The organism is Rhizobium sp. ERR 942 (assembly GCF_007828395.1).
In the GTDB taxonomy this organism is placed as follows: domain Bacteria; phylum Pseudomonadota; class Alphaproteobacteria; order Rhizobiales; family Rhizobiaceae; genus Rhizobium; species Rhizobium dioscoreae.
On the sequence record NZ_VIUA01000001.1, the window covers coordinates 275,847 to 299,696 of the forward strand.

Genomic DNA, 23,850 nt, shown 5'->3' on the forward strand with positions numbered 1-23,850 from the left:
CGCTATTTCGCAATGAGCATATGTTCCTCGATGCCGGCATCGAATTGCAGGCGGGCGAGCTTCGCATAGATGCCGCCGTGGCGGATTAGGCTCTGGTGCGTGCCTTCCTCGACGATACGGCCCTGATCCAGCACCAGAATGCGGTCGGCCTTGAGGACGGTCGCTAAGCGATGAGCGATGACGAGGGTCGTGCGCCCCTCCATCAAGCCCTCCAGCGCCTTCTGAACGAGCGTCTCGCTTTCGGCATCGAGAGCGGAGGTTGCTTCATCGAGCAGCAGGATTGGCGCATTCTTCAGGATGGCGCGGGCAATGGCAACGCGCTGGCGCTGGCCGCCTGAAAGGGTGACACCGCGCTCGCCGACCTGCGTATCATAGCCTTGTTCAAGGCGTGAAATGAACTCGTCCGCCTGAGCGGCGATGGCGGCGGCGCGCACCTCGTCGCGCGAGGCGCCAGGGCGGCCGAAGGCGATGTTGTCATGAATGGAGGCTGCGAAGATGGTGGTGTCCTGAGGGACAATTGCGATGCGCTCACGCAGGGCATCTGGCAGCACATCGCGCGCATCGACACCATCCAGGGCGACGCGGCCCTTTTGTGGATCGTAAAAGCGCAGCAGCAGCGAAAAGATGGTGCTTTTGCCGGCACCCGACGCGCCGACGATCGCGACCGTCTCCCCCGGCTTCACGGAGAAGGAGAGCCCATGCAGCGCCGATCTGTTCGGTCGTGACGGGTAGGAGAAGTGGACGTCGGAAAATTCCACGCGACCCTGCGGCGGTTGCGGCAAGGGTAGGGGATTGGCGGGGGCGGCAATGGGAGACACTTCGGCAAGCAACTCGCCCAGGCGATCGGCAGCACCTGCGGCCTGGGAGAGCTCGCCCCAGACTTCCGACAGCGAGCCCAGCGAAGAGCCAGCGATGACGGAATAGAGCAGGAACTGGCCGAGCGTGCCGGCCGACATCGTGCCGGCGAGCACATTCTGCGCACCGACCCAGAGAACCGCGACGATGCTGCCGAAGACCATGGTAATGGCAAAGCCCGTCAGCAGCGAGCGGGATTTGATCGCCGCACGTGCCGCTTGATAGGCATCCTCAACGGCGCTGCCGTAGCGCAGAGCGGCGGCGTTCTCGCCGTTGTAGGCCTGAATGGTGCGGTTGGCCGCGATGGTCTCGTTGGCATAGGCGGATGCCTGCGCCAGTGTCTCCTGCGCGGCTCGCGAGCGCTTGCGCACCGAACGGCCGAAACTGACCAGCGGTAGAACGATGATCGGGATCGCGATCAGCACGATGCTCGAGAGCTTCGGACTGGTGACGATCATCATGATCACGGCCCCGAGACAGAGAATGAGATTGCGCAGCGCGACGGAGGCGGTGGCGCCGACGGCGGACTTGATCTGCGTCGTATCCGCCGTCAGCCGCGAGACGATCTCGCCGGATTGATTGACGTCGAAGAAGGAGGGCGACAGCCGCGTTACGTGGTCGAAGACTTCGCGGCGCATATCGGAGACGATGCGCTCGCCGATGGAGATGACGAAGTAATAGCGCAGCGCGCTTGCAGCCGCGAGCAACAGGGCCATGATCATGATCGCTACGAAGTAGCTGTCGATCAGACCGCGATCGGCCTGATCGAAGCCGTGATCGATCATGCGGCGGACGGCGACCGGCAAGGCGAGCGAGGTAACGGCGGCGATGACGAGCGATATGATCGCGCCTGCCACCATGCCCCGATATCGCCTGAGGTATGGCGTCAGTCGCCCAAGAGGACGGATCGAACGGTTTTTCTTTTCCTCAGCCTGGCCAGTCTCTGACAAGTCGTCTCCAATCCCCATATCAGCAAGGGACTCGACGTTTTCGCCCCTTGTTATCGCCGCTGCCTTCATGTATAGGCACGCCATCTTAATTGGAAGCCGTGGCCTTTAACGGACTGCGGCTTCATTTATTCAATCGGTTCGGTTGCCGCAATGCCTTGCGACAAATGGACCCTGGCATGACAGGAAGATTGTTATGAAGGCCAACATCCATCCCGACTACCACACCATCAAGGTGGTCATGACCGACGGCACCGAATATGAAACCCGCTCGACCTGGGGTTCTGAAGGCGCTGTCATGAACCTCGAAATCGACTCCAAGTCCCATCCGGCTTGGACCGGCGGCAACCAGCAGATGATGGACCGTGCCGGCCGCGTTTCGAAGTTCAACAAGCGCTTCGGCGGTCTCGGCATCTAATCGCATTGCGATTTGCCGCTTGAAAAGAGCCCGGCTTGGCCGGGCTTTTTTGCGTTGATACAGAGCCTCGCACCCTCATCGCACACGTCGCAGGTAATCCGCGCGATCGAACGGATTTGCCGCTGCGCGCTCCCGTACACGGTGCGGACCCGATAAGGGCATATGGTGATCGAAGGCGTGCTCCAGGACGCCGGCTCCGCCCGACAATCCCGGCAATTGCCTTTGGATCGTGTGGATCATCGATGATGCCACCGTGCCCTCCAGTCGTGCGATACCATCGTCGATCAGCGATCTTCTCATCGATGCGCCGGATTTCGCGAGCAGGCTGTGCACGCCAGCCAACGCCGTTGCCGGTATCTCGACGTGAAAATGCTCGATAGGCTCGCATAGGATCGTCTGTGCGGATGAAAGCGCGGATGCGAGCACCAGCGGCGTCAGCTTGCGGAAGTCGACCCCCGTGCTCGCCGGCGAACTTTGCCGCGCCGCCGTCATGGCGACGTGGCAGTCGATGATCTGCCAGCCGAAAAGACCTTCCTTCAACGTCTCGAACGTAGCTTCCTCGACCGCCCGATAGAAGCTTGCCGGCATCTGGCCGACATCCACCTCGAGGGCAAAGCTGTTTCCGCTGCCTTCCGGCCGTGGCTCGACGCGCAATCCGACGGTTGCGAGAAACGGATTGGGCTCCTTGAATATGTGCTCAACCGCGCTTCCCGTTCCAGCCGGCCTTTCGACATAGATGACGGTGCTTTCCTCGAAGGCGATGTCGAGGCCGAACTCGGTCGAGAGGGTTGCCTGGATGACCTCCTTCTGCACTTCGCCATAGAGCGAGACATATATGTCGCCTGTTTCCTCATTGGCGCGCAGGTTGATGAGCGGATCCTGCTCTGCAAGTTGCCCCAGAGCCAGCCAGAGTGCTGCGTTTTCAGACGGGCGCAGGGCGCGAATGCGAGTTTCCAAGGTCGGCGGCGCGAAGTGGCGAAGCGTGCCGGGCGGCCCTTCGATGCCGATCCAATCTCCGATACGGGCATTTGCGAGCCCGCCGACCTTGGCGATCTGCCCCGCGTGAACCTGCGAAACCTTGTCCGCTTTGCCATCGCGGAAAAGCTGAAGACTGCCGATCTTCGCCGAGCCGCGAGGAGTTTCGATATCATCTCGAAGGTTGATCGTGCCCGATGCCAGATAGAGGTAGGCGAGCTTCTCGCCGCCCCACCCGCGTTCAATCTTGAAGATCGTCCCGGAAACCGGGTCGTCATGGTTCGGCTGCCGGCTCGGCAGCAGGGTTTCGATTGCCGAGATCAAGGCAGAGATCCCGAGACCCCGCGTCGCCGCACCGGCAAATGCCGGATGGATAGAGGACTTCGCTACCTGATCGGCCAAGGCTTGTTCCAGCCTCTGTCGTGTCAGGCGCTCGGGAGCCAGAACATAATCTTCCAGCAAAGCCTCGTCGTTGATTGAAAGTGCTTCGCACAGGCGCGAGAAATGCGGATCGCCGCCGAGATCGGCAGCTTCCACAGTGGCGAGCCTGCTGCCGGCAGCATGGACGATCGACATTGCGATGGGGCGGACCGCCAGCTGGGTCGCCATATCCTCAAGCACCTCATCATAGCGTGCGCCGAGGCGGTCGACCTTGTTGACGAAGAATATGAAGGGTATCCCGAGGCGTCGCAATGCTTTCACAAGCACGCGCGTCTGTGGCTGCACGCCCTCGACTGCCGACACGACGACCACGGCCGCATCGAGCAGCTGCAGCACCCGTTCGATCTCGGCAATGAAGTCGGGATGGCCCGGCGTGTCGATGAGGTTCACCATCACATCACCGATGGTAAAGGAAACCACCGCCGCAGCGATGGTGATGCCGCGTTGTCTTTCGAGTTCGAGACTATCGGTCTGCGTGCTGCCGGCGTCGACGCTGCCGAGTTTGTCGATTATGCCGGTGTCAAAAAGGAGCCGTTCCGTAAGGCTAGTCTTGCCCGCGTCTACATGGGCGAGGATGCCCAGATTCAATGTGCGCATGGTTCATCATCTTCTCAGAATTTCGGATTTGATTTTCGTGAGAAGTGAGTCGGCGCATTGGGTCCTCCACGCACATTCGATATCGGCCTGCTCCTCCCTTGAGAGAAGCACGCACTCTTTTTTACAGAGGTTTCACGGAATCCGTCAAGTTAGGCCCAGCTTCAACTTCAGGCCTAACTCTGCGCACGGCTTTTCGGAGCGCTGGATGATTGCTCAAAACAAAACCGGCCACGTCAGGCACGGCCGGTTTGAAATCATTGCGGATTGTCTGAAGCTCAGTTGCCGCCAAATGCGGTCTGCAGCAGGGTTAGCTGTGCCTTGACGCTGTTCTGGTTGTCCGGAACGATAGCAGCTTCCGTCGGGCGGTAGATTTCGCGATCGAGAATGGCAACGCGGTTCTGCAGGCGCAGCGAACGCTCCACGAGGTCACGGAAGGATTCCGGCAGGTCATCCCAGCCCGGCGCGTTGCGGTCGACGTTGAAGCCGTCGAGGCGAACCTTGTTCTTTTCGGCCAATACCTGATCGCGGGACATTTCGCCATTGTTGACGGCGCGCTGGAGGAGCAGCCAGGAGGCCATCTGCATCAGACGGGTGGTCAGTCGCATGGATTCGGCTGCATAAAGCACGGAAGCCATGCGCGGCAGAACCTTCGAAGCGGCGCGGCCCTGGCCGTCGAGATAACCGGCGGTTTCTTCGACCAGCGACATGCCTTCAGAATAAAGCGCCCTGAACTGCGCCGACGATGCGGCGTGGCCAGCAAAGCTGATCGTGTTCAACCCAAGTTCCGACATCGAATAAATCCCTGCGTCACGCAACACTTTTGTTCAGGAAAAGCCGGTCAAGTCCCTAAGAGCTTTCGGCATCCGCTTTTATGACTTTAAGATGGTTGTTTTAACTGAAATTCGCAAGGCGATTCTTAAGAAAGGGTTAATCTCCACAGTTTCGGCGAGGTCCGCGATACAGGACAAAAAAGAAGAGCCGCAAAAGCGGCTCTCAAGGTAAAACAGGGAGAAAAATCAGACCAATTCGCCAAGTGGAGGAACTGTCTGAGTCCAGAGCGAATCTGGATGGTCATAGTAATATGTCGTAAAGCTTAATATTGAGTTGACCATGCCTTGATCCTGGACTCCCCGCACGGATTTCGTGCTATGGCAAGCCACCTTGGAACGGTGCGTCAGAAGCGGAAAAGACTATCCGCCGCCTTTCGGCCGGAGGTCTTGGTGGCGATTTCCTCTTCCAGCCGGGCGATCTCGCCCTGGAGCAATGCGACGCGGCTTTTCAGCTCGTCCACCGACAGTAACGACAGGTCACTACCGATCTCGTGGGCGGACGGCTGCTTGGGACGATCATCATCGAATAGGCTCATTTCGGCTCCTCCTTTCCCTTGTCAGGGGATCAGGTGCCGTAATTTACAGTTATATCGTCCTTTTTTGAAGTCTCGCTGCGTGCGAGCGCCATGCTCTCCGGCGTGATCATCTGCGCATTGGCCGACGGCATGGTCGTATAGGCGTCACGATCGCCCGCCGGCTTTGCGGCACGCATGCGGCTGCGGAAGATCGAATAGGAGGTAATCAGCACATGGGCGATGGCGGTGACGAAGAACAGCGAGTAGGGGCCGATGGAGGACATGACCGGGCCGCTCAGCGTCGGGCCGATGATTGTGCCGATGCCATAGAGCAGTAGCAGGCCGCCCGAAACCTTGACGAAATCCTCCGGCGCGGCGAAGTCGTTGCCATGGGCGACGGCAATCGGATAGAGGGTGTTGGCGACGGCGCCGTAGATGACGACCATGCTGATGAGGAAAGCTGGGCTGCCGGGCTTCAACAGGAAGAGCAGCAGGCCGTCGAGAGCTGCGATTGCAGCCATTCCCGCAAGCACGTAGCGGCGGTCGACGCGATCGGACAGGCGGCCGGCCGGCAGCTGCATGACGGCGCCGGCAAAGATGGTCGAGCTCATCATCAGCGCGATATCGCCTTCAGAAAGGCCGGCCTTGGCGCCGAAGACGGCGCCGAGCGTGCCGTATGCGCCATTGGCGATGCCGACGAGCAGGATGCCGATCGAGGCGACGGGCGAGTTGCGGTAGAGCGCCCTCAGGTCGAGGCTGACGGCCTTCAGCGGCTGCGGCGAGGCGGCGGTCGACAGCGTGGTCGGCAGCATGGCGATACAATAGCAGATGCCGCACACCATGAAGAGGATGGGCGTATGGACATCGGCGAAGGGCACCATCATCTGGCCGGCGACGGCGCCGATGAGGGTGATGCCGATATAGAGCGAGAAGATCGCACCACGGCTTTCATTGGTGGCGCGTTCGTTGAGCCAGCTTTCGATGATCATCGAAGTGCCGGCCGTGCAGAAGCCGGTCACCGCGCGTAGCGCCACCCACCAGATGGGGTCGACGATAATGCCGGTCAAAAGCGCGATAATGGCGATGACGGAGATGAAGCCCGAAAAGGCACGCACATGGCCTATGCGCCGGACCAGTTTCGGCGCCGTCAGGCAGCCGAGCACGAAGCCCGTAGCCCAGGTGGTGCCGAGCAGGCCGAGCGTCGTCGTCGCATAGCCTTCGGCCGTGCCGCGCACGGGCAGCAGCAGGCTGTGCAGACCATTGCCCGTAAACAGGAACAGCGTGCCGAACAGCAGAGCGAGTACCGGCAATATGTTTCTTTTCATGCTCCCCACCTTCATGCCGCTCCTTTTAAGGAGCCGAAAGACAGGATCGCGCCCTGCCTGCATTCGCTATTGATTGTGTCCCGGATTGCCGCTATCGGCCTGTAGAAACAGTCTGTTGGCGCGGAAAAATGTCCGTCCTATGACGATTAGAGCATGATCGCGAAAGGCGTGCAGCGGTTTTTGGTCGCGGCTGCCCTCACTCTTGCATAAACGGGGAAAAATAGCGTGACAAAAGCCATAGCGATGCTGCTTCTGCTCGCCATGGCGGTGCACATCATCAAGCCTTTGGGGCTACCGGGCTTGAGGCGCAGGGCCGATTTCTGGAAGATCGCTATCTTCGCCTTTGCCGTCTGGACGGTGGCGCTTGTCATCAACGAGGTGTTTTAGCGCATTTTAGGCTGGATTCAGGGCTTCAGTGCCGCCACGTGCGGCTGCCTAAAGTTGGATCTCTCCGCGCATGAGGGAGACGCAGCTGCCCGACAGCAAGACTTCGTTTACCGTGCCGGCAGATTTCCTGACATCAACGCCGATAAGGCTGCGTCTTCCCATCTCCACGCCCTGTTCGATGGTGATTTTTATCTCCGCATCCTGTGCCGGCAGCAGGGAAGTCAGATAGGCGCCGATCGCGGCAGAGGCGCTGCCGGTCGCCGGGTCTTCCGTGACGTTGTCGAGCGGGGCAAACATGCGGGCGCGAATAGCCCACGGATTTTCTGCCGAGCGCACATAGAGAAAGAGCGAAAAGCCGGTCTTGTCTTCCTTGTGGCGTGCGGCCGCTTCAGCAAAAACGGCGGCGTTCGGCCATGCCTTGGCGAGCGTTTCGAGGCTATCCAGCTCTGCGAAGGCGAAAGGTAAGCCGACGGACGCGAAAGTCGGCGCATGGGTTGCGTGGCGGATCGTTTGCGGATCGATCTGCACGCAAGCGGCAATCAGTTCGTCGGCAATGGTTTCGCCGATCATAAGCCTGCCCGGTGCGCGAATGCTTGCGCCGGAGACGCTGCCACCGTTGCGCAACAACGTTACCTCGACAAGCCCGGCATCCTCTTCGAAGATCAGCCTGTCGCTTATGGGTTTTCCGAAGATCGCTTGCTGCTGGCCGAGGACGAAGGCGGTGCCGACATTGGGATGGCCGGCAAAAGGGATTTCGGCCGTGGGCGTGAAGATGCGGACGCGGGCCGTATGCTCCGGGTTTTCCGCCGGCAGCACGAAGGTCGTTTCCGAATAGCAGAATTCGGCTGCGATCTTCTGCATGGCGCCGCTGTCGAGACCGCGGGCATCGGGAATGACGGCCAGGGGATTGCCGACGAAGCGTTCGGATGTGAAGACGTCGACGGTGACATAGGCAACGGTGTTCATGACGACTCCCGGCAGCTTTGGTGGAACTGCCAGGATTTAGCCGCTGCTCGGGCAAGCTTGAAAGCCGGAACTTGTGTCCGTGACAAGTTGGCTAACGGTTCTGGCGAAGATAGCCTCTTATCCCAACCCCTTCTCCTCAACGGGAGAACGGGTTTTCTGCAGCACGCGTGAAGATCGCTTCAATTGCTCTGGAACTGTTTGAGCACGCCGGACCAGAGTTCGACGAGCTCGGCACTGCCGACATCGCCGGGCTTCGCACGGACCGCGGTGTGTACGAGAACCAGATGTGTCGTCGGGTCGACCAGGATGCGCTGGCCGGCTTTGCCGTCCAGGAAAAACGTTCGGCGCGGACCGGGCATCAGCCAGGTCTGATAGCCGTAGCCCCAGGGGTTCGTTTCGTGATTGACCGCCAGGAACGAGCCTTGCTTGACCGGCTCCGTGGCATCCAACAGCCATTGGCGGGGTATTATTTGCCGGCCGTTCAAGGCGCCGTCATGCGCGAGCAGCAGGCCAAAGCGGGCATAATCGCGAAGTGTCGCGCTGAAGCAGCAGTAGCCGACCTCTTGGCCGGTGCTGTCGACCTGCCAGTTCGCGCTGGCTTCCGCACCCATCGGCTGCCAGATGCGGGTCTGGAGATAATCCGCCATGCTCATATGGGTGGCGTGGGTCAGGACCAGGCTCAGCCCTTCGGTGTCAAGATTGCTATAGTGCCACACCGTATCGGGAGGAGCGACCCGCTTGTTGAACCGCGATACGGCCGTAATGGGGTCGAGTTTTTCCGGGCCGAGCAATGAATTGCTGAGATGAACGTTGTCGTCGGGGTTGCCGAAGTTTTCGGTGAAGGCAATGCCGGAGGCCATATGCAGCAATGCGCGGATCGGCGTAACGCCCATCTCTGTGCCTTTCAGCTCCGGCACATAGGTCTCAACAGTATCGTCGATCGAATGGATGGCACCCTCGGAAATCGCAATTCCGATCATCATGGCGGTCAAGGTTTTCGCCATGGATTGCGAGACAAGCCGGTCGCGGTCGGTGCGGCCATATTGGTAATGTTCGAACAGAATCGTGTCGTTGTGGGCAATCAGCAGGCCGGTGGTGGGATTGGTGTCGAGATATTTCGACAAAGAGCCGGTTTCCGTGCCGAACGTGAACTTGACCGAAATCTCGGACGGCGCGCGTAAGAGGGGTAGCGGATGCTCGGCGGCGGCGATCATATGCGTTGGCGCAAGCTTATCGGCGTGACTGAAATTGCCGATCATGTTCCGTTGTTCGCTCAGCGGCAGGCCGACGGGATAGCCGAGTTTCTCACCGTAAGCCTCTGCATCCGGTCCTGTCGCGGAAAAGACGGGAACGGCCGTCTGCAATTGTTGGGCGCGAGCAATGTCTATTGGTGCAACTAAGAATACAGAAAGAACAGCAACAAAACTGCGCCAGGCAAGCATATGGCAACCCCTCTATTCGGCCCCTTTTATTATAAGTGGGACAATCCAGTGCCGTGTTTTCGTAACATCCATTTGACACGGATTGTTTTCCGATATCACGGCAAGCCTATTCTTGTCATTGTGACAGATGTGACTTGCTCTGTTCTGAACGCCGAGCTGGCTATTCCCCGAAAGCAAAAAGGCCTCGGTCGCATCGCGACCGAGGCTTTTCGTTCATTCGAATACTCAAGTGGTTCAGCTTTTCACAGCGTCATCGAACCGCTCTATCCCTTTGTTTCCACGCAATTCCGAGGAGATTGCAGTACCCTTTTCCCGGAATTGCTCCAGCTGACATCAGGCAGCCTGTTCGCGATCCTTCGTCCAGCTACCCTTGGCGGCGAGATAGTTCATCTCGGCACGATGGGTGAAAGCACGTTGGCCGGCGGCAACGTTTTCCGGCTTGCCGCCCCATGCCTTCAGCGCGCTGTCCTGCAGGGCGCGACCATAGGAGAAGGTCACTTTCCAGGGCAGTTCATAACCGGAGTTGATGGCGGAGAGATGGGCCGTCGCCTCTTCGGTGGACTGGCCGCCGGAGAGGAAGGCGATGCCGGGAACGGCCGACGGAACGGTTTCCTTCAAAACCTTGACGGTGCGTTCGGCGACCTGCTCGACCGAGGCCTTGCGGACCTTCTTGCCGTCGATGACCATGCTCGGCTTGAGGATCATGCCTTCGAGCTTGATGCGGGCTTCTGCGAGTTCCTGGAAGACGATCTGCAGCGTCCAGCGGGTGACTTCCTCGCTGCGATCGAGGCTCTGCGTGCCGGGTTCGCCATCCATCAGCACTTCCGGTTCAACGATCGGGACGATCTTGGCCTGCTGGCAGAGGGCGGCATAACGGGCAAGCGCGTGGGCGTTGGCCTTGATGGCGCCATAGGTCGGCAGCGTATCGGAAACGGCGATCACGCCACGCCACTTGGCGAAGCGAGCGCCGGCGTCATAATATTTCGCCAGACGATCCGCGAGGCCGTCCAGGCCTTCGGTAACGGTTTCGCCGGGGAAGGCGGCGAGCGGCTTGGCGCCGACATCGACCTTGATGCCGGGAATGCTGTCGGCAGCCTTGATGATATCGACAAAGGGGGTGCCGTCGGCGGCCTTCTGGAAGAGGGTTTCCTCATAGAGGATGACGCCGGAGATGTACTTCTTCATTGCGTCGTCGGAGCGGAAGAGCATTTCGCGATAGTCGCGGCGGCTCTCTTCCGTTGATACGAGAGAGATGGCGTCGAAGCGCTTCTTGATCGTGGCGGTGGATTCATCCGCCGCCAGGAGGCCCTTGCCACCAGCAACCATCTTTACGGCAATGTCTTCAATTCGTTCGCTCATTTTGTTTCTCCAAGGCGATTTCATTCGGCGACAAGAACAATATAGATCGGCGATAACAGAAGTGTAGAAGGAGGGAAATGGCAGGCTAACTAATTGAAACGATTGAAATGATTTCAACCGTTTGAAAGTCTTTCCTGTAATCCTAGCACTCATGGAAAAGCCGCGAAAGCTTTAGCTTTCGCGGCCCGTATCATTCGCGGCGATAAGGCTTGCTGTTTACTTGCCGGCCTGCAGAACTGCGACACCCGGCAGGACCTTGCCTTCCATCCATTCGAGGAAGGCACCGCCCGCCGTCGAGACATAGGTGAAGTCGTCGGCAACGCCCGCATGGTTCAGCGCCGAAACCGTATCGCCGCCGCCGGCGACGGAGGTCAGCTTGCCAGCTTTCGTGCATTCAGCAGCGTATTTGGCGACTGCGACAGTTGCGGCATCGAAGGGCGTGATTTCGAAGGCGCCGAGCGGGCCGTTCCAGACCAACGTCGTCGCGCGGCCGATCCAGTTCTTGACCGCTTCGACCGATTTCGGGCCGACATCGAGCACCATGGCATCGGCGGGGATCGCTTCGATCGCGACGACTTCGTTGTCGGCACCGGCCTTGAACTCACGGGCGACAACGCCGTCTTCCGGCAGCACGATCGCGCAGCCGGAGGCAGCGGCCTCGATCATGATCTGCTTTGCGGTATCGGCGAGATCATGTTCGCAGAGCGACTTGCCGACATTGGTGCCGCGGGCGGCGATAAAGGTGTTGGCCATGCCGCCGCCGATGACAAGCGCATCGACCTTCTTCACGAGGTTCATCAGAAGGTCGATCTTGGTGGAGACCTTGGCACCGCCGACAATGGCGACGACAGGGCGGACCGGATTGCCGAGGCCCTTTTCTAGGGCTTCAAGCTCTGCCTGCATTGTGCGGCCCGCATAGGCCGGCAGCAGGTGGGCAAGGCCTTCCGTGGAAGAGTGGGCGCGATGCGCGGCCGAGAAGGCGTCGTTGACGTAGATATCGCCATTGGCGGCAAGCGCCTTGGTGAAGGCTGCGTCGTTCTTTTCCTCTTCCTTATGGAAGCGAGTGTTTTCCAGCAGCAGGATGTCGCCGTTGTTCATCTTGGCAACGGCGTCGGCCGCCGGAGCGCCGATGCAATCGGAGGCGAAGAGAACGGCATGATCCAGAACTTCTTCGACGGCCGGCACGATGAGACCGAGGGAGAGATCCGGGGAGGGGCCATCCTTCGGGCGGCCGAAATGGGCAAGCAGGATGACCTTGGCGCCCTTTTCGGACAATTCGAGAATCGTCGGGGCGACACGCTCGATGCGCGTCGCATCGGTGACCTTGCCATCCTTGACCGGCACGTTGAGGTCGACGCGCACCAATACGCGCTTGCCGGAGATGTCGGTGAGATCGTCGAGAGTTTTGAAGGCTGCCATGGGAGGATCCAATATTGTTGGTGGCGAAAAGCGCGCCGACCATACTACGGATGATCGCAGACGCAAGGCGTTCAGACGTCGTTTTTGCCCGTCGACGAATCGCTTGAAACAGCTTCATGCGCGCGCTCGCGGCGCTTCTGCAGATAGGCGCGTGCGCTCTTCAAAATATCATGGAGATTGATGAAGATCGGCATGATGACGGGCGGTTCCACCGCCTCGAGCGACATTCCGACGGATTGGATATGATCGTTCTCGTCGAGATCGCGGACGATGAGGATAATCTCGCCCAGACGAACGCGATCCGCATAGTCGGCCTTGCCACCGAGGCGATGGCGCATGAGCTCCGCTATGGTCAGTCCCTTCTCCTGCTCACTCAGCAGGCCCGGCCCATAGGCAGCATCGAGATCGGCGGCAGGGCGAAGCGGTGAGATCGAGAAGGCGCCGAAGAATTCGGCATCCTCAGGATCGACCGGCGCGCGGCTAGCGAAGAGGCGGTCGAGCAGGCGTGAATAATTGGGGGAGACGAAAAGATAGACGATATCGTTTTCGCGCAGGCGGCCGGCATATTGATAGCGCATGGACTTGCCGTCGCGAACGATCAGCGATGGTGTCGCCCAGCGCGGAATGCGCTCGCCGCGCAGGACCGGACTGTCCTTCACGACACGATAGGAGAGGAGTTCGTGGTTGACCGTGCCCGGCAGGTCGACCTCGACCTTGTCGATCGCCCCCATGCGCGGGGGAATGATGAGGCCAAGCCGGCGCGCCATCGGCTTGATGGTCCAGCCTTGTACGAGCAGCGACACCAGCACGACGATGAAGGCGACGTTGAAATAGGTTTGGCCAGCCTGCAGGCCGCCGAGGATCGGCATGATGGCTAGAAGAATGGAGACGGCACCGCGCAGACCGACCCAGGCGACGAAGCCGGTTTCCCGCTGCGTATAATCGAACGGCAGCACACAGAGCCAGACGGCAATCGGCCGGGCAACGAAGATCAGGAATAGTGCCAGCGCGATGGCGGGGATGGCGATCGCCGGAAATTCCGAGGGCGTGGCGAGCAGACCGAGCACGAGGAACATGATGATCTGCGCCAGCCAGGTCATGCCGTCCTGGAAACGCTTGATCGAGGCGGATGCGGGCAGCTTGCGGTTGCCGGCATAGATGCCTGCGACATAGACGGCCAGGAAGCCGCTGCCGCCGACAGCGCCGGTAAACGAGAAGACGAGGAGCGCGAGCGCCAGCACGAAGATGGGCGTCAGGCCGCGATCCGTTTCCAGGCGGCTGACAATGAGGACGATCATCATGCCGCCGAGCAGGCCGAGTATGACACCCAGCCCCATCTGCTGGACAAAGGTGGCAAGCATGGCGAGGTTGATGCCGGCATAGCCTTCGCCATTTGCCAGGAGTTCGACCAAGGCAAGCGTCAGAAAGATCGCCATCGGATCGTTGGTGCCGGATTCGACTTCCAGTGTTGAGCGCACCTTGTCACGGATATTGATGCCGCCAATGCGCAGAAGGAAGAAGACCGCGGCCGCATCCGTCGAGGCGACGATGGAGCCGAGCAGCAGGCCCTGCAGCCAGGTGAAGCCGAGCAGCCAGGTGGCGGCAAGGCCGAACAATGCCGCCGTTACGATGACGCCGACGGAGGCGATGGTCAACGCGGGTGCCGCGGCAAGCTTGAAGGCCTGGATCGGTGTGCCGTAGCCGGAATCGAAGAGGATGATGGCTAGCGCCAGAGAGCCGAGAATATAGGCGAGATAATTGTTGGAGAATTCGATGCCGAGGCCGTCTGTGCCGGCGGCAAGGCCGATCATCAGGAAGAGTAGCAGCAGGGGGGCGCCGAAACGGAAAGCAAGAAGGCTGGAGAAAGCCGCGATGAGAATGAGAACCGTGCTGATCAGCACGATGACGTAAAATGCCTCCACCTTTTCTTCCCCTTTTCCGTGCGCCGCTGCTGGGGCCAAAAAGCCCGGAATGCGGAAATCCCTTCGTCATCCCATCATGCAGTCCTGCCGGCCATATTGGCAAATATGGCCTTAATCAGAGGAGAGCTTTACGACTGAGCCCGCCCTGACGATTGCAACAGCATGGTGTGATGCGCTTTTGCCAGAACGGCGAAGCGGCTTGGAATACACTGGGAGACTTCCTACCCAAAATTTATTGGTAAATCTGGACCATAGCAGGGCAGGGAGAGCAAAGATTGGGGCTTTTGAAGGGCAGTTGCGATGGGGGCTGCTGAGACCTCAGAGTTATCCTACCGTTCGAAACCGAAGGACTTGTGTGGATCCTCGGCTTGATCCGGGGATCCAAGCACAAGCGCGCATGATTTCATGCAAGGCATAAATGGGTGGGAGCCGTCAGCATGGGCGAAGCTCAAACATCCACACGCCTGAAATAGATCGGATAGTCGATCACCAGCCCATCTTCGTCGACCGGAAGATCGACGGTGAAATCACGGTCTTCGGCCGCATAGCGGTAGAGCTTCTCCGGCACGATGCAGGTATAATGCTGTCTGTCGCGCACCGGCTCGAAGGTGTCGAACGGGATATAGAGCATGGAGAGCTTGGCGGTTCCGTCTCGCGGCGTCATTTCCAGCCGGCGGATCGGCAGGCTGTTGGTGAAGGGCGAGCCATAGAGATCGATATCGACGCAACCATCGAATTGCGGCAGGGGCTCGCTATCCTCGGTGCGCCAATGTCCCTTGCCGTCCGAGATCAGCGCGAGGCGGCGTCCGTCGGTGGTTTCGACCGAGAAGGAAAGAACGGCCCAGTCTGCGGAGCAATCGATGCGATAGGAAACGCCATAAGGCGTGCCTCCGCGGGCACCAATGATAATGCCGGCAGCACGGATGGCCGTGCTGCCGGCATTATCGAGAGGGGTGATCGTCAGGTGCTCCAGCCCGTCTCCTTCCAAGGGACGCCAGCGGACTGTCGTCGGAAGGAGCGGGCGGAAGGCCATGATCAGATCGTCTTGGCGAAGGCGACTGCCGTGTCCGACATGCGGCTCGAGAAGCCCCATTCGTTGTCGTACCACGACAGGACGCGCACGAAGTTGCCTTCCATGACCTTGGTCTGGTCGGTCGCGAAGATCGACGAGTGGCTATCATGGTTGAAGTCGCGGGAAACCAGCGGCTCGTCGGTATAGCCGAGGATGCCCTTCAGCTTGCCGTTCGATGCAGCCTTGATGGCTTCGTTGATTTCGCCGACCGTCGTTGCCTTCTTGGCCACGAACTTGAAGTCGACGACCGAGACGTTCGGCGTGGGAACGCGGATCGACGTGCCGTCGAGCTTGCCCTTGAGGTGCGGCAGAACGAGGCCGACAGCCTTTGCGGCGCCCGTCGACGTCGGGATCATGGACAGGGCTGCGGCACGGGCGCGGTACAGGTCCTTGTGCATGGTGTCGAGCGTCGGCTGGTCGCCGGTGTAGGAGTGAATGGTCGTCATGAAGCCGTGGTCGATGCCAACGGCGTCATCGAGAACCTTAACCACCGGAACCAGGCAGTTCGTGGTGCAGGATGCATTGGAGATGACCAGATGCTCCTTGGTGAGCTGGTCATGGTTGACGCCGAAAACGACGGTCAGGTCGGCGCCGTCGGCAGGAGCCGAAACGATGACGCGCTTGGCGCCGGCCGTCAGGTGAGCGGCGGCCTTGTCGCGGGCCGTGAAGATGCCTGTGCATTCCATCGCGATATCGACGCCGAGATCGCGGTGCGGCAGGGTTGCTGGGTCCTTGATCGCCGTGACCTTGATCGGCTTGCCGCCGCCAACGATGATCGTGTCGCCTTCGACCTTCACTTCGGCGGGGAACTTGCCGTGGATGGAATCGTAACGCAGCAGGTGGGCGTTGGTCTCGACCGGCCCAAGGTCGTTGATGGCAACGATCTCGATGTCGGTGCGGCCGGATTCGACGATCGCGCGCAGAACGTTACGGCCGATACGGCCAAAGCCGTTGATAGCAACTTTTACAGTCATTGAATGTCACTCCCGTTCACTCAGGGTGTTTATCTATTGGATTTGAGAGCGCTTGTCAGCGCCCTCAGGAAAGCTTTGCCTCAGCGGCGGCGACAACGGCCTCCGTCGTGATGCCGAAATGCTTGTAGACGTCCTTGTAGGGAGCGGAAGCGCCGAAGCTCTTCATGCCGATGAACGCGCCTTCCGGTCCGATGAAGGCATCCCAGCCTTCGCGAACGCCGGCTTCGACGGCAACCTTGACCGGCGAGTTGCCGATGACTTCCTTGCGGTAGGCGTCCGGCTGCTCGAAGAAGAGTTCGGTGCAGGGAACGGAAACGACGCGCGTGGAGACGCCCTTGCCTTCCAGGACCGCGCGGGCAGCAACGGCGAGTTCAACTTCGGAGCCCGAAGCGAAGATCGTGACCTTGGCGTCGGCATTGCCGGCCAGCGTGTAGGCGCCGAGTTCGCAGAGGTTCTTCTCGCTATATTCCGTACGAGCGGCCAGCAGGTTCTGACGGGTCAGGGCAAGGCCGGACGGGCGGTTGGTCGTCTTGATGGCGATCTGCCAGCATTCGGCCGTTTCCGTTGCGTCTGCCGGGCGGAAGAGCTGGAAGTTCGGGATGGCGCGCAGGCTGGCGACCTGCTCGACCGGCTGGTGGGTCGGGCCATCTTCGCCGACGCCGATGGAATCATGCGTCAGGACGTGGATGGCGCGAATGCCCATCAGGGCAGCGAGGCGGAGCGGCGGGCGGCAATAATCCGAGAAGATCAGGAAGCCGCCGCTATAGGGGATGAGACCGCCGTGGAGCGCGATGCCGTTCATGGCAGCAGCCATGCCGTGTTCGCGGATACCCCAATGCATGTAACGGCCGGAGAAATCGGTCGGGGTGATCGACTTCATCTGGCTGGTCTTGGTGTTGTTCGACGGCGTAAGGTCGGCCGAACCGCCGAGCGTTTCCGGAATGAAGCCGTTGATGACTTCGAGCGCGTCTTCCGAAGCCTTGCGAGTTGCGACGGTCGGCTTGGTTTCCGCGAGCTTCTTCTTGTAGTCGCTGATGGCGGCGTCGAATCCATCAGGCAGCTTGTGATCGAAGCGGCGGGTGAATTCAGCCTTCTTGGCCGGGTCGGCTGCGGCAAGGCGGCCTTCCCAGGCTTCGCGGGTGCCGATGGAGCGTTCGCCGGCAGCGCGCCATTCACCGAGGATGTCGTTCGGGATGACGAAGGGCTCGTAGGGCCAGTTGAGCGCGACGCGGGTCGCGGCGATTTCCTCGGCGCCGAGCGGCGAGCCGTGGACCTTGTGGGTGCCCTGCTTGTTGGGAGCGCCGAAGCCGATGATCGTCTTGCAGGCGATCAGCGTCGGGCGGTCGGACTTGTGGGCGGCTTCGATGGCGGCAGCGATGGCGGCCTGGTCGTGACCGTCGATTTCGATCGTGTTCCAGTGAACAGCCTTGAAGCGAGCGACCTGATCGGTCGAGTCCGAAAGCGAAACGGCACCGTCGATGGTGATGGAATTGTTGTCCCAGAACAGGATCAGCTTGTTGAGCTTGAGGTGGCCGGCCAGCGCGATCGCTTCATGGCTGATACCTTCCATCAGGCAGCCGTCGCCGCACATGACGTAGGTGTAGTGATCCTGAAGCTCGGAGCCGAATTCCTCGCGCAGCTTGCGCTCAGCGATCGCCATGCCGACGGCATTGGCAATGCCCTGGCCGAGCGGGCCGGTCGTCGTTTCGATGCCGGTGGCGTGACCATATTCCGGATGGCCGGCGGTCTTGGAGCCGAGTTGGCGGAAGCGTGTGAGCTCATCGACCGTCATGTCCGGATAGCCGGTGAGGTAGAGAACCGAATAAAGCAGCATCGAGCCGTGGCCAGCCGACAGGACGAAGCGGTCGCGGTCCGGCCACAACGGGTTCTTCGGATCGAAGCGCAGATATTTGCTAAAGAGAACGGTGGCAACATCAGCCATCCCCATCGGCAAACCGGGGTGACCGGAATTGGCCTTCTCGACAGCATCCATGGCAAGGAAACGGATCGCATTCGCCATCCGGTCGTGTTGTTCGCGAGAGTTCATGGGTTTTTCCGCAGTGTTCCGGGTTCGGGGGATGGCCACACGCTTGGGAGGGAGGGCCATCGGTTGAAAGGCGGGTGAAGGGGAGGCGCTCTTCCGAACGCCATTTCCAACGTCGCCTCAGGCGGTCGAGACATAGCAGTTAGGGCGAGCAAGTCAATAAATCGAGGGCTCAATACGAGGCTCTCGGGGCAATTTTTTGACATTTGCCCGTTCACTTTTACAAAAGACGACAATCATGCGACAAGGCCTGTGTAAGCGGCAAAGGCGGCATTCATCCACAGAATAGGGGGGCTGCCACATGACAGCCTTTATTGACGTGCTGTTGCCGAGTTGAATATTGTTGCGAAATCAGACAAGTGGCCGGATGTTTTGATTCGGGCCTTGCGCGGAGATGCGAAGGGTATGACACCTTCAGGCAAAACGGTGGATGCGGCGCTCGCCCAATTGCGCCAGGCGCTTTCGACTTTGGAAAGTGCCGTCGACGGACGGTTCGAGCGGGAACGGGCGCAGAGCGATATAGAAGGCGAGGTCCGTAGGGTTCACGCCGATCGATCCCGCCTTGCCCAGGAACTGGATCAGGCCGAGTTCCGCGCGAACCGGCTGGAAGAGGTCAATCGCGAAGTGTCGCGCCGGCTCGTGACGGCGATGGAAACCATAAGAGCCGTGCTGGACCGCTGATCCCTCGGGAGGCAGCCGTCGCAGTGCGGCAGTGATCGGAAAGTCGAATGGCACAAGTAACGGTAACGATCGACGGCAAAGCCTACCGGATGGCCTGCGAAGAGGGCCAGGAAGACCATCTGACGGATCTCGCCAATCGCTTCGACCGTTATGTCATGCATTTGAAGAGCCAGTTCGGTGAGATCGGCGATCTCCGGGTGACCGTCATGGCCGGCATCATGATCATGGATGAGGTGAGCGAATTGACCCGGCGCGTGTCTTCGCTGGAGGCTGAGCTGGAAACCCTGACCAGCACCCGGGATACGACCGTGGCAGCCAATGCGCGGGCCGAGGAGACGCTGGCAAGCGTCATCGACGAGGTGACGACGCGCATTCACGGCATCACCGAGAAGCTTTTAGAGCGGCCGGGCGTCGAGCAGGCTTGAGTTATTTCTGGGGCTGCCCGTCGCAGCCCTCTGGTAGAAAGCTTCAAAGCTCTTTATATAGTTTAGGCGGTCTGCGCTTCCCGACAGGAACCACAATCCCTGGGGCCATACTCGATCCAAAGGGAGCTGTCCCTGACCAGGCCCGTGGGCCTGGACACACGGTGCCCACCTACGTTTGTAGGCACCCAGGATCGTAAACATCCATCGGTCGTCGTGGATCGCTCTTCAATTTTCGGGCCAATGGCCAAGGAAGGCGTCGCGCAGTTCTTTCGCCGCGCTGACGCCACACCTCCTCTCACTTAACTGCTCGACTGCAGAATGCCGCCGCGCTCGATCTCGGCGCGGCTGACTGAGATTCTCAAGCATCTGCGGGGCATCCAAAACAGCTGAGGACGCCATCGCGTCGTCAGTCGCGATGGCATTTTTCGCAATGGGAAGAAGGCGCAGAGGTTCTGGAAATCATTGACCGAGACGGATGCCGCCGTCGCAGATCAGCGTGTGACCGCTGGTGAAGCCGTTACCGATCAGGAAGGCGATGGCTTCGGCGATCTCCTCAGGGCGGCCGACGCGGCCAACGGGCGTGCGGGCTGCAAATCCGGCGAAGGTCTGCTCCCTCTGCTCCTTGGTGAAATCCCACCAGGGAGTATCGACGACGCCGGGCGACACACAATTTACCCGGATCGGCTTGAGCTCGACCGCGAGGATCGGCGCGAGGGCGGCTATGGCGGCATTGATGGCTCCGAGTCCTGCGGTTCCGGGCATCGCCGCCTGTGCCGAGACGGCAGAGACGAAGGTGATGCTGCCTTGCTTCGAAAGATGCGGAAGGCAAGCCTGGGCACAGGCGAAATGCGCCATGGTCTTCTGTTCGAAGCCTTTCCTGAGATCGGCGAGGTCTACCGTGGCGAAAGGGCCGGCGCCATTGCCGCCACCCAATGTCAGGACGAGATGATCGACCGGTCCGATTGCCTGGAAGACCTCGGCGAGGCCGGCAAAGTCGGCAGCATCCATGGTCACGGTGGCAATATCGCCGGTGAGGCTTTGCCCGGCTGCCTGAAGTTTGGCGGCATCGCGACCCGTGATGGTGACACGATAGCCTTTTTCGAGAAGATGGGCGGCGGTCGCAAGACCGATGCCGGAGGAGCCGCCGATAATAGCGACGTGTTGAGACGACATGCGTGTCTCCTTTCGAGGACAGAGAGTGGTGGGAGTGTGTGGTTCAGGCGAGGCCGGAAAGGCTTTGGCTGAGTGTTCGCAGGCGCTGTCGCGCCGTTGCGTCATAGGCTTGAGCAGAGGCGCGGGATGGACGCAGTCCGTCGTAATAGTGGCCGGAGTGTCCCTCCAGGGCGCCGCCGGCGGCCAGATTGAGGATGGCATCCGCCCCTTGCTCGACGGAGCTTATCGGTGAAACGCCTGCCTGGCGCACCATGGTCGTGTCCATATAGGTCGCGGGGTGCAGGCAGTTGGCGGTGATGCCGGAGCCGGCAAGCTCCTCGGCGAGATCGAAGGTGAACATGATCTGCGCCAGCTTGCTCTGGCAATAGGCGCGCACTCCGCTATAGCCGCGCGTCAGCATGACATCGGAGAAGTCGATCGCCTGCTGGCCAACAGAGGATACATTGACGATGCGGGCGGGAGCACTTGCCTTCAACAGAGGTAGGAGCCGGTGCGTCAGCAGGAAGCCCGCGAGATAATTCACCGCGAAGCGCAGCTCGTATCCGTCTTGGCTTACCTGGCGTCCGCCGCCGCTGGTACCGATGCCCGCATTGTTGATCAGAACATCGAGGCGATCGATGTCGCGCTCGATGGCGTCGGCGAGGATGCGAACCTCTTCCAGCGAGGAAAGGTCGGCGAGATAATAGGTCGCTTTGCCGCCCTTATCCTGGATGCGGGAGACCAATTCTTCCGCGCGGCTCCCGTCGCGGCCGTGAACGATCACCGTCGCACCTGCCGCTGCGAGTCGTTCCGCAACTCGGCGCCCGACACCATCCGTCGAGCCTGTAATCAGGACCGTCTTGCCGCTCATATCCATAGCAACCGCCTTCTCGTTGTCTGCATGATGATATGTGGCAGCTTGTGGACGCGGCAAACAGTTCTGACTTTATCCTAGTATTGATCCTGCTATGATGGGGCATGACCATCAATCAGAGCCAGACCATCCTCGAAGCCAGGCGTCGCGAGTTCGGCGCCTTTCTGCGCTCGCGTCGGGAAAAGCTGACGCCCGCCGGCGTTGGACTTCCGGAAGGGTTCCGGCGGCGCACGCCGGGGCTCAGGCGCGAAGAAGTGGCGCTTCTGGCCGGTGTCGGCACCACCTGGTACACATGGCTGGAACAGGGCCGGGACGTCCGCCCTTCTGCAGAGGTTCTATCGGCGCTGGCCGATGCGCTGCGGCTCGATCCGGTCGAGCGGCGGCATCTCTTCACCCTCAGCGATCGGCCGTCTATTGATATTCCGTCGCGCGGGCCTGAGGAGGTACCGGCCGCGCTGGTTCGCATGCTTGCGAGCCTTACCGGCCAACCGGCCTATGTTCTTGGCAGGCGTTGGGACGTGCTCGCCTGGAATGCGGCCGCCGTCGCGCTTTTCGGCGATTATGCCTTGTTGCAGGGGGATGCGCGCAACAGCGTCCATCGGGTGTTCACCGATCCTGCGCATCGGCAGCTTCTTGTCGATTGGGAGATCGTGGCGGCGAATTCGCTGGCGATGTTTCGCGCCGACAGTGCCCGTTATGCCGGCGATCCCGATTTCGAACGGCTGATCGCCACCTTGACGCAGGCAAGCCCCGAATTTCGTGCGTGGTGGCCGAGACAGGATGTGTTGCGGCCGCTGACAGGTCACAAGCGGCTGCGCCATCCGGAGGGCGGCTTGATGACATTCGAATATACCGCGCTTGCCGTCATGGACCGTGCCGACATGAAGCTGGTGGTTTACACACCGCTCGAGGAGGACGGGACGAGCGACAAGCTGAAACGACTGTTGGGGCCGCGCCGGCGCAGCCTAAATCCAGCTTCCTCCGAACCCAACCATTTCTCTTAGCCTTCCAGATCGTTCTTCAGCCGATCGAGAATGGAGAGGGCATGGCCGGCATAAGCGCTGATCCAGCGATCATGGATTTGCTTGATCGGCAAGCTGTTCAGATGGTTCCAGCGCTCGCGTCCTTCTTTCCTGGCAATCACGAGGTCTGCATCCTCAAGCACTTTCAGGTGCTGCATCACGGTGCAGCGGTCCATATCCGTGAAAGCCTCGCAGAGCATGCCTGTCGTGCGTGGCGCATCCTTGAGCATGTCCAGGATTTCGCGCCGGCGACGATGCGCAAGGGCCTTGAAAATGAGGTCGCTATCCGATTCGTTTGACATGTTATATTTTTATAACATAATAGAGCCATTCGCAATGGAGCGATAACGACAGACAAACAGTGGAGGAGATGCCATGACATTGAATGTTCGGATTTCAGGACGGATCGGCCGCAAGGTGGATGAAGTCTTCGATGCTGTCGTCAACCCGAAGAAGCTTTCGAGCTATTTCACTACCGTCGGCGGGGCCAGCGCGCCCCTGGTGGCGGGAACGACCGTCATCTGGTGGAAGAACGCCCCCGTCGAGGTCAATGAAGTGGAGGCCAACAAGCGCATCGTCCTGCACTGGGAAGGCGGCACCGGCGAGGATGGCGTCCGTTACAGAACCAAGGTGGAGATGACCTTCGACGCGCTTGACGATGGCGGCACGCTTGTCATCATCGAGGAATCGGGCTGGCGGGAGGACGAGGCCGGCCGCCGCGGCACCTATCTGAACTGCGAGGGCTGGACGCAGATGCTCTGCTGCATGAAGGCCTTCGTCGAATACGGCATCAATCTGCGCGAGGGGTTCTTCCTCAGCGAGATGCGCGGCGAACCGGCGGAAGCGCCCGATCGCTGAGTTCCGGCAAATCCTTATCGACGGTCACCGCCGTTCCGATCCCTTTCGCGGCTATCAGTCAGTGGCCCGGTGCCGATTTTGGCGCCGGGCCTATCTGTTTCCGGATTCAGCCACTCGGAAATACGGTTGACGGCATGCGATGGATATCCATCTCACGTTGTAGTAGGCTTCGGATAATCGGAAGAAGGGCAGCGGCGGCGGCGAGGGCGCTCAGGACGCGATGGGAAGATCACTTTTGTGTGTGGATAAGCTCAAAAGCCGAGTGAATGACAAAATCCTTTAAATAATAACAGATTCATTGCAGCAGGGACGGGGCCTGCGCCAAAATTGCCTAAATTCAGAAGGATGGG

At 60.2% G+C, this 23,850-nt stretch carries 22 protein-coding genes and 1 other RNA gene; 7 read left to right on the forward strand and 16 right to left on the reverse strand.

Going from position 1 to position 23,850, the window contains the following annotated elements; all coding sequences use genetic code 11:
• Positions 1 to 2: 2 nt before the first annotated feature.
• Complete coding sequence (locus FBZ97_RS01315; RefSeq protein WP_145316114.1) at positions 3 to 1,805, reverse strand: ABC transporter transmembrane domain-containing protein; 1,803 nt, start codon at positions 1,803 to 1,805, stop codon at positions 3 to 5.
• Positions 1,806 to 1,998: 193 nt separating this feature from the next.
• Between FBZ97_RS01315 and rpmE the strand changes: the two genes are divergently transcribed.
• Positions 1,999 to 2,220, forward strand: a complete 222-nt coding sequence (gene rpmE, locus FBZ97_RS01320) for a 50S ribosomal protein L31 (protein ID WP_034503571.1) — start codon at positions 1,999 to 2,001, stop codon at positions 2,218 to 2,220.
• Between the two features lie 75 nt (positions 2,221 to 2,295).
• Here rpmE and FBZ97_RS01325 read toward each other — a convergent pair whose 3' ends face one another.
• From FBZ97_RS01325 to FBZ97_RS01340, 4 genes are all read right to left on the reverse strand, one after another.
• Positions 2,296 to 4,233, reverse strand: coding sequence for a TetM/TetW/TetO/TetS family tetracycline resistance ribosomal protection protein (locus FBZ97_RS01325; RefSeq protein ID WP_145316115.1), 1,938 nt, complete (start codon positions 4,231 to 4,233; stop codon positions 2,296 to 2,298).
• Positions 4,234 to 4,508: 275 nt separating this feature from the next.
• The gene (locus FBZ97_RS01330; RefSeq protein WP_145316116.1) at positions 4,509 to 5,024 is read right to left on the reverse strand and encodes a DUF1465 family protein; all 516 of its coding nucleotides are present in this window, start codon (positions 5,022 to 5,024) and stop codon (positions 4,509 to 4,511) included.
• Between the two features lie 383 nt (positions 5,025 to 5,407).
• Complete coding sequence (locus tag FBZ97_RS01335; protein ID WP_069611864.1) at positions 5,408 to 5,599, reverse strand: DUF1192 domain-containing protein; 192 nt, start codon at positions 5,597 to 5,599, stop codon at positions 5,408 to 5,410.
• 29 nt (positions 5,600 to 5,628) lie between these two features.
• Positions 5,629 to 6,903, reverse strand: coding sequence for an MFS transporter (locus FBZ97_RS01340; protein WP_145316117.1), 1,275 nt, complete (start codon positions 6,901 to 6,903; stop codon positions 5,629 to 5,631).
• A gap of 225 nt (positions 6,904 to 7,128) precedes the next feature.
• On the opposite strand from FBZ97_RS01340, the gene FBZ97_RS34255 reads away from it, so the two are divergent.
• A complete protein-coding gene (locus tag FBZ97_RS34255) occupies positions 7,129 to 7,290 on the forward strand; it encodes a hypothetical protein (RefSeq protein WP_173002429.1) in 162 nt (53 codons plus the stop codon).
• 48 nt (positions 7,291 to 7,338) lie between these two features.
• Here the strand turns inward: FBZ97_RS34255 and FBZ97_RS01345 are convergent, their stop codons facing one another.
• The 8 genes from FBZ97_RS01345 to tkt form a co-directional block, all read right to left on the reverse strand.
• Positions 7,339 to 8,256 carry a PhzF family phenazine biosynthesis protein gene (locus FBZ97_RS01345; protein WP_145316118.1) on the reverse strand — a complete coding sequence of 306 codons (918 nt, stop codon included), beginning with the start codon at positions 8,254 to 8,256 and terminating at the stop codon, positions 7,339 to 7,341.
• 179 nt (positions 8,257 to 8,435) lie between these two features.
• Positions 8,436 to 9,620, reverse strand: coding sequence for a serine hydrolase (locus tag FBZ97_RS01350; protein ID WP_246661678.1), 1,185 nt, complete (start codon positions 9,618 to 9,620; stop codon positions 8,436 to 8,438).
• Between the two features lie 411 nt (positions 9,621 to 10,031).
• Positions 10,032 to 11,057 (reverse strand): class I fructose-bisphosphate aldolase, encoded by a 1,026-nt coding sequence (locus FBZ97_RS01355; protein ID WP_113355191.1) that lies wholly within the window; start codon positions 11,055 to 11,057, stop codon positions 10,032 to 10,034.
• 216 nt (positions 11,058 to 11,273) lie between these two features.
• Positions 11,274 to 12,476 (reverse strand): phosphoglycerate kinase, encoded by a 1,203-nt coding sequence (locus FBZ97_RS01360; protein ID WP_145316120.1) that lies wholly within the window; start codon positions 12,474 to 12,476, stop codon positions 11,274 to 11,276.
• A 71-nt stretch (positions 12,477 to 12,547) separates the two neighbouring features.
• On the reverse strand, positions 12,548 to 14,398 hold the full coding sequence (locus FBZ97_RS01365) for a potassium/proton antiporter (RefSeq protein ID WP_145316121.1): 1,851 nt from the start codon (positions 14,396 to 14,398) through the stop codon (positions 12,548 to 12,550).
• A gap of 448 nt (positions 14,399 to 14,846) precedes the next feature.
• Complete coding sequence (locus FBZ97_RS01370) at positions 14,847 to 15,431, reverse strand: putative glycolipid-binding domain-containing protein (RefSeq protein ID WP_145317510.1); 585 nt, start codon at positions 15,429 to 15,431, stop codon at positions 14,847 to 14,849.
• A gap of 2 nt (positions 15,432 to 15,433) precedes the next feature.
• Entirely contained in the window at positions 15,434 to 16,444 is a 1,011-nt protein-coding gene (gene gap, locus FBZ97_RS01375; protein ID WP_112343380.1) for a type I glyceraldehyde-3-phosphate dehydrogenase, read from the reverse strand.
• A 64-nt stretch (positions 16,445 to 16,508) separates the two neighbouring features.
• The gene (tkt, locus tag FBZ97_RS01380; protein WP_145316123.1) at positions 16,509 to 18,491 is read right to left on the reverse strand and encodes a transketolase; all 1,983 of its coding nucleotides are present in this window, start codon (positions 18,489 to 18,491) and stop codon (positions 16,509 to 16,511) included.
• 402 nt (positions 18,492 to 18,893) lie between these two features.
• Here tkt and FBZ97_RS01385 point away from each other — a divergent pair, with 402 nt between their 5' ends.
• From FBZ97_RS01385 to ssrS, 3 genes are all read left to right on the forward strand, one after another.
• Positions 18,894 to 19,169 (forward strand): DUF4164 domain-containing protein, encoded by a 276-nt coding sequence (locus FBZ97_RS01385; RefSeq protein ID WP_015341018.1) that lies wholly within the window; start codon positions 18,894 to 18,896, stop codon positions 19,167 to 19,169.
• Between the two features lie 47 nt (positions 19,170 to 19,216).
• The gene (locus tag FBZ97_RS01390) at positions 19,217 to 19,594 is read left to right on the forward strand and encodes a cell division protein ZapA (protein ID WP_113230704.1); all 378 of its coding nucleotides are present in this window, start codon (positions 19,217 to 19,219) and stop codon (positions 19,592 to 19,594) included.
• Positions 19,595 to 19,659: 65 nt separating this feature from the next.
• Positions 19,660 to 19,818: non-coding RNA, 6S RNA (gene ssrS, locus FBZ97_RS01395), on the forward strand.
• Between the two features lie 235 nt (positions 19,819 to 20,053).
• Here the strand turns inward: ssrS and FBZ97_RS01400 are convergent.
• Complete coding sequence (locus tag FBZ97_RS01400) at positions 20,054 to 20,767, reverse strand: SDR family oxidoreductase (RefSeq protein ID WP_145316124.1); 714 nt, start codon at positions 20,765 to 20,767, stop codon at positions 20,054 to 20,056.
• Between the two features lie 43 nt (positions 20,768 to 20,810).
• Positions 20,811 to 21,623 (reverse strand): SDR family NAD(P)-dependent oxidoreductase, encoded by an 813-nt coding sequence (locus tag FBZ97_RS01405; protein WP_145316125.1) that lies wholly within the window; start codon positions 21,621 to 21,623, stop codon positions 20,811 to 20,813.
• A gap of 101 nt (positions 21,624 to 21,724) precedes the next feature.
• Between FBZ97_RS01405 and FBZ97_RS01410 the strand changes: the two genes are divergently transcribed.
• Entirely contained in the window at positions 21,725 to 22,624 is a 900-nt protein-coding gene (locus FBZ97_RS01410) for a helix-turn-helix transcriptional regulator (protein WP_145316126.1), read from the forward strand.
• Here FBZ97_RS01410 and FBZ97_RS01415 read toward each other — a convergent pair.
• Entirely contained in the window at positions 22,621 to 22,944 is a 324-nt protein-coding gene (locus tag FBZ97_RS01415) for a metalloregulator ArsR/SmtB family transcription factor (protein ID WP_145316127.1), read from the reverse strand. The two genes, FBZ97_RS01410 and FBZ97_RS01415, sit on opposite strands and share 4 nt — an antisense overlap.
• Before the next feature lie 73 nt (positions 22,945 to 23,017).
• Here FBZ97_RS01415 and FBZ97_RS01420 point away from each other — a divergent pair, with 73 nt between their 5' ends.
• Complete coding sequence (locus tag FBZ97_RS01420; protein ID WP_069611848.1) at positions 23,018 to 23,500, forward strand: SRPBCC domain-containing protein; 483 nt, start codon at positions 23,018 to 23,020, stop codon at positions 23,498 to 23,500.
• Positions 23,501 to 23,850 lie beyond the last annotated feature (350 nt).

Bases quoted from the DNA above. Each gene is read 5' to 3' on its own strand.
- rpmE (WP_034503571.1), top strand. From the start codon at position 1,999: ATGAAGGCCAACATCCATCCCGACTACCACACCATCAAGGTGGTCATG.
- FBZ97_RS01325 (WP_145316115.1), bottom strand. From the start codon at position 4,233: ATGCGCACATTGAATCTGGGCATCCTCGCCCATGTAGACGCGGGCAAG.
- FBZ97_RS01330 (WP_145316116.1), bottom strand. From the start codon at position 5,024: ATGTCGGAACTTGGGTTGAACACGATCAGCTTTGCTGGCCACGCCGCA.
- FBZ97_RS01335 (WP_069611864.1), bottom strand. From the start codon at position 5,599: ATGAGCCTATTCGATGATGATCGTCCCAAGCAGCCGTCCGCCCACGAG.
- FBZ97_RS01340 (WP_145316117.1), bottom strand. From the start codon at position 6,903: ATGAAAAGAAACATATTGCCGGTACTCGCTCTGCTGTTCGGCACGCTG.
- FBZ97_RS01345 (WP_145316118.1), bottom strand. From the start codon at position 8,256: ATGAACACCGTTGCCTATGTCACCGTCGACGTCTTCACATCCGAACGC.
- FBZ97_RS01355 (WP_113355191.1), bottom strand. From the start codon at position 11,057: ATGAGCGAACGAATTGAAGACATTGCCGTAAAGATGGTTGCTGGTGGC.
- FBZ97_RS01360 (WP_145316120.1), bottom strand. From the start codon at position 12,476: ATGGCAGCCTTCAAAACTCTCGACGATCTCACCGACATCTCCGGCAAG.
- FBZ97_RS01370 (WP_145317510.1), bottom strand. From the start codon at position 15,431: ATGGCCTTCCGCCCGCTCCTTCCGACGACAGTCCGCTGGCGTCCCTTG.
- gap (WP_112343380.1), bottom strand. From the start codon at position 16,444: ATGACTGTAAAAGTTGCTATCAACGGCTTTGGCCGTATCGGCCGTAAC.
- tkt (WP_145316123.1), bottom strand. From the start codon at position 18,491: ATGAACTCTCGCGAACAACACGACCGGATGGCGAATGCGATCCGTTTC.
- FBZ97_RS01385 (WP_015341018.1), top strand. From the start codon at position 18,894: ATGACACCTTCAGGCAAAACGGTGGATGCGGCGCTCGCCCAATTGCGC.
- FBZ97_RS01390 (WP_113230704.1), top strand. From the start codon at position 19,217: ATGGCACAAGTAACGGTAACGATCGACGGCAAAGCCTACCGGATGGCC.
- FBZ97_RS01400 (WP_145316124.1), bottom strand. From the start codon at position 20,767: ATGTCGTCTCAACACGTCGCTATTATCGGCGGCTCCTCCGGCATCGGT.
- FBZ97_RS01405 (WP_145316125.1), bottom strand. From the start codon at position 21,623: ATGGATATGAGCGGCAAGACGGTCCTGATTACAGGCTCGACGGATGGT.
- FBZ97_RS01410 (WP_145316126.1), top strand. From the start codon at position 21,725: ATGACCATCAATCAGAGCCAGACCATCCTCGAAGCCAGGCGTCGCGAG.
- FBZ97_RS01415 (WP_145316127.1), bottom strand. From the start codon at position 22,944: ATGTCAAACGAATCGGATAGCGACCTCATTTTCAAGGCCCTTGCGCAT.
- FBZ97_RS01420 (WP_069611848.1), top strand. From the start codon at position 23,018: ATGACATTGAATGTTCGGATTTCAGGACGGATCGGCCGCAAGGTGGAT.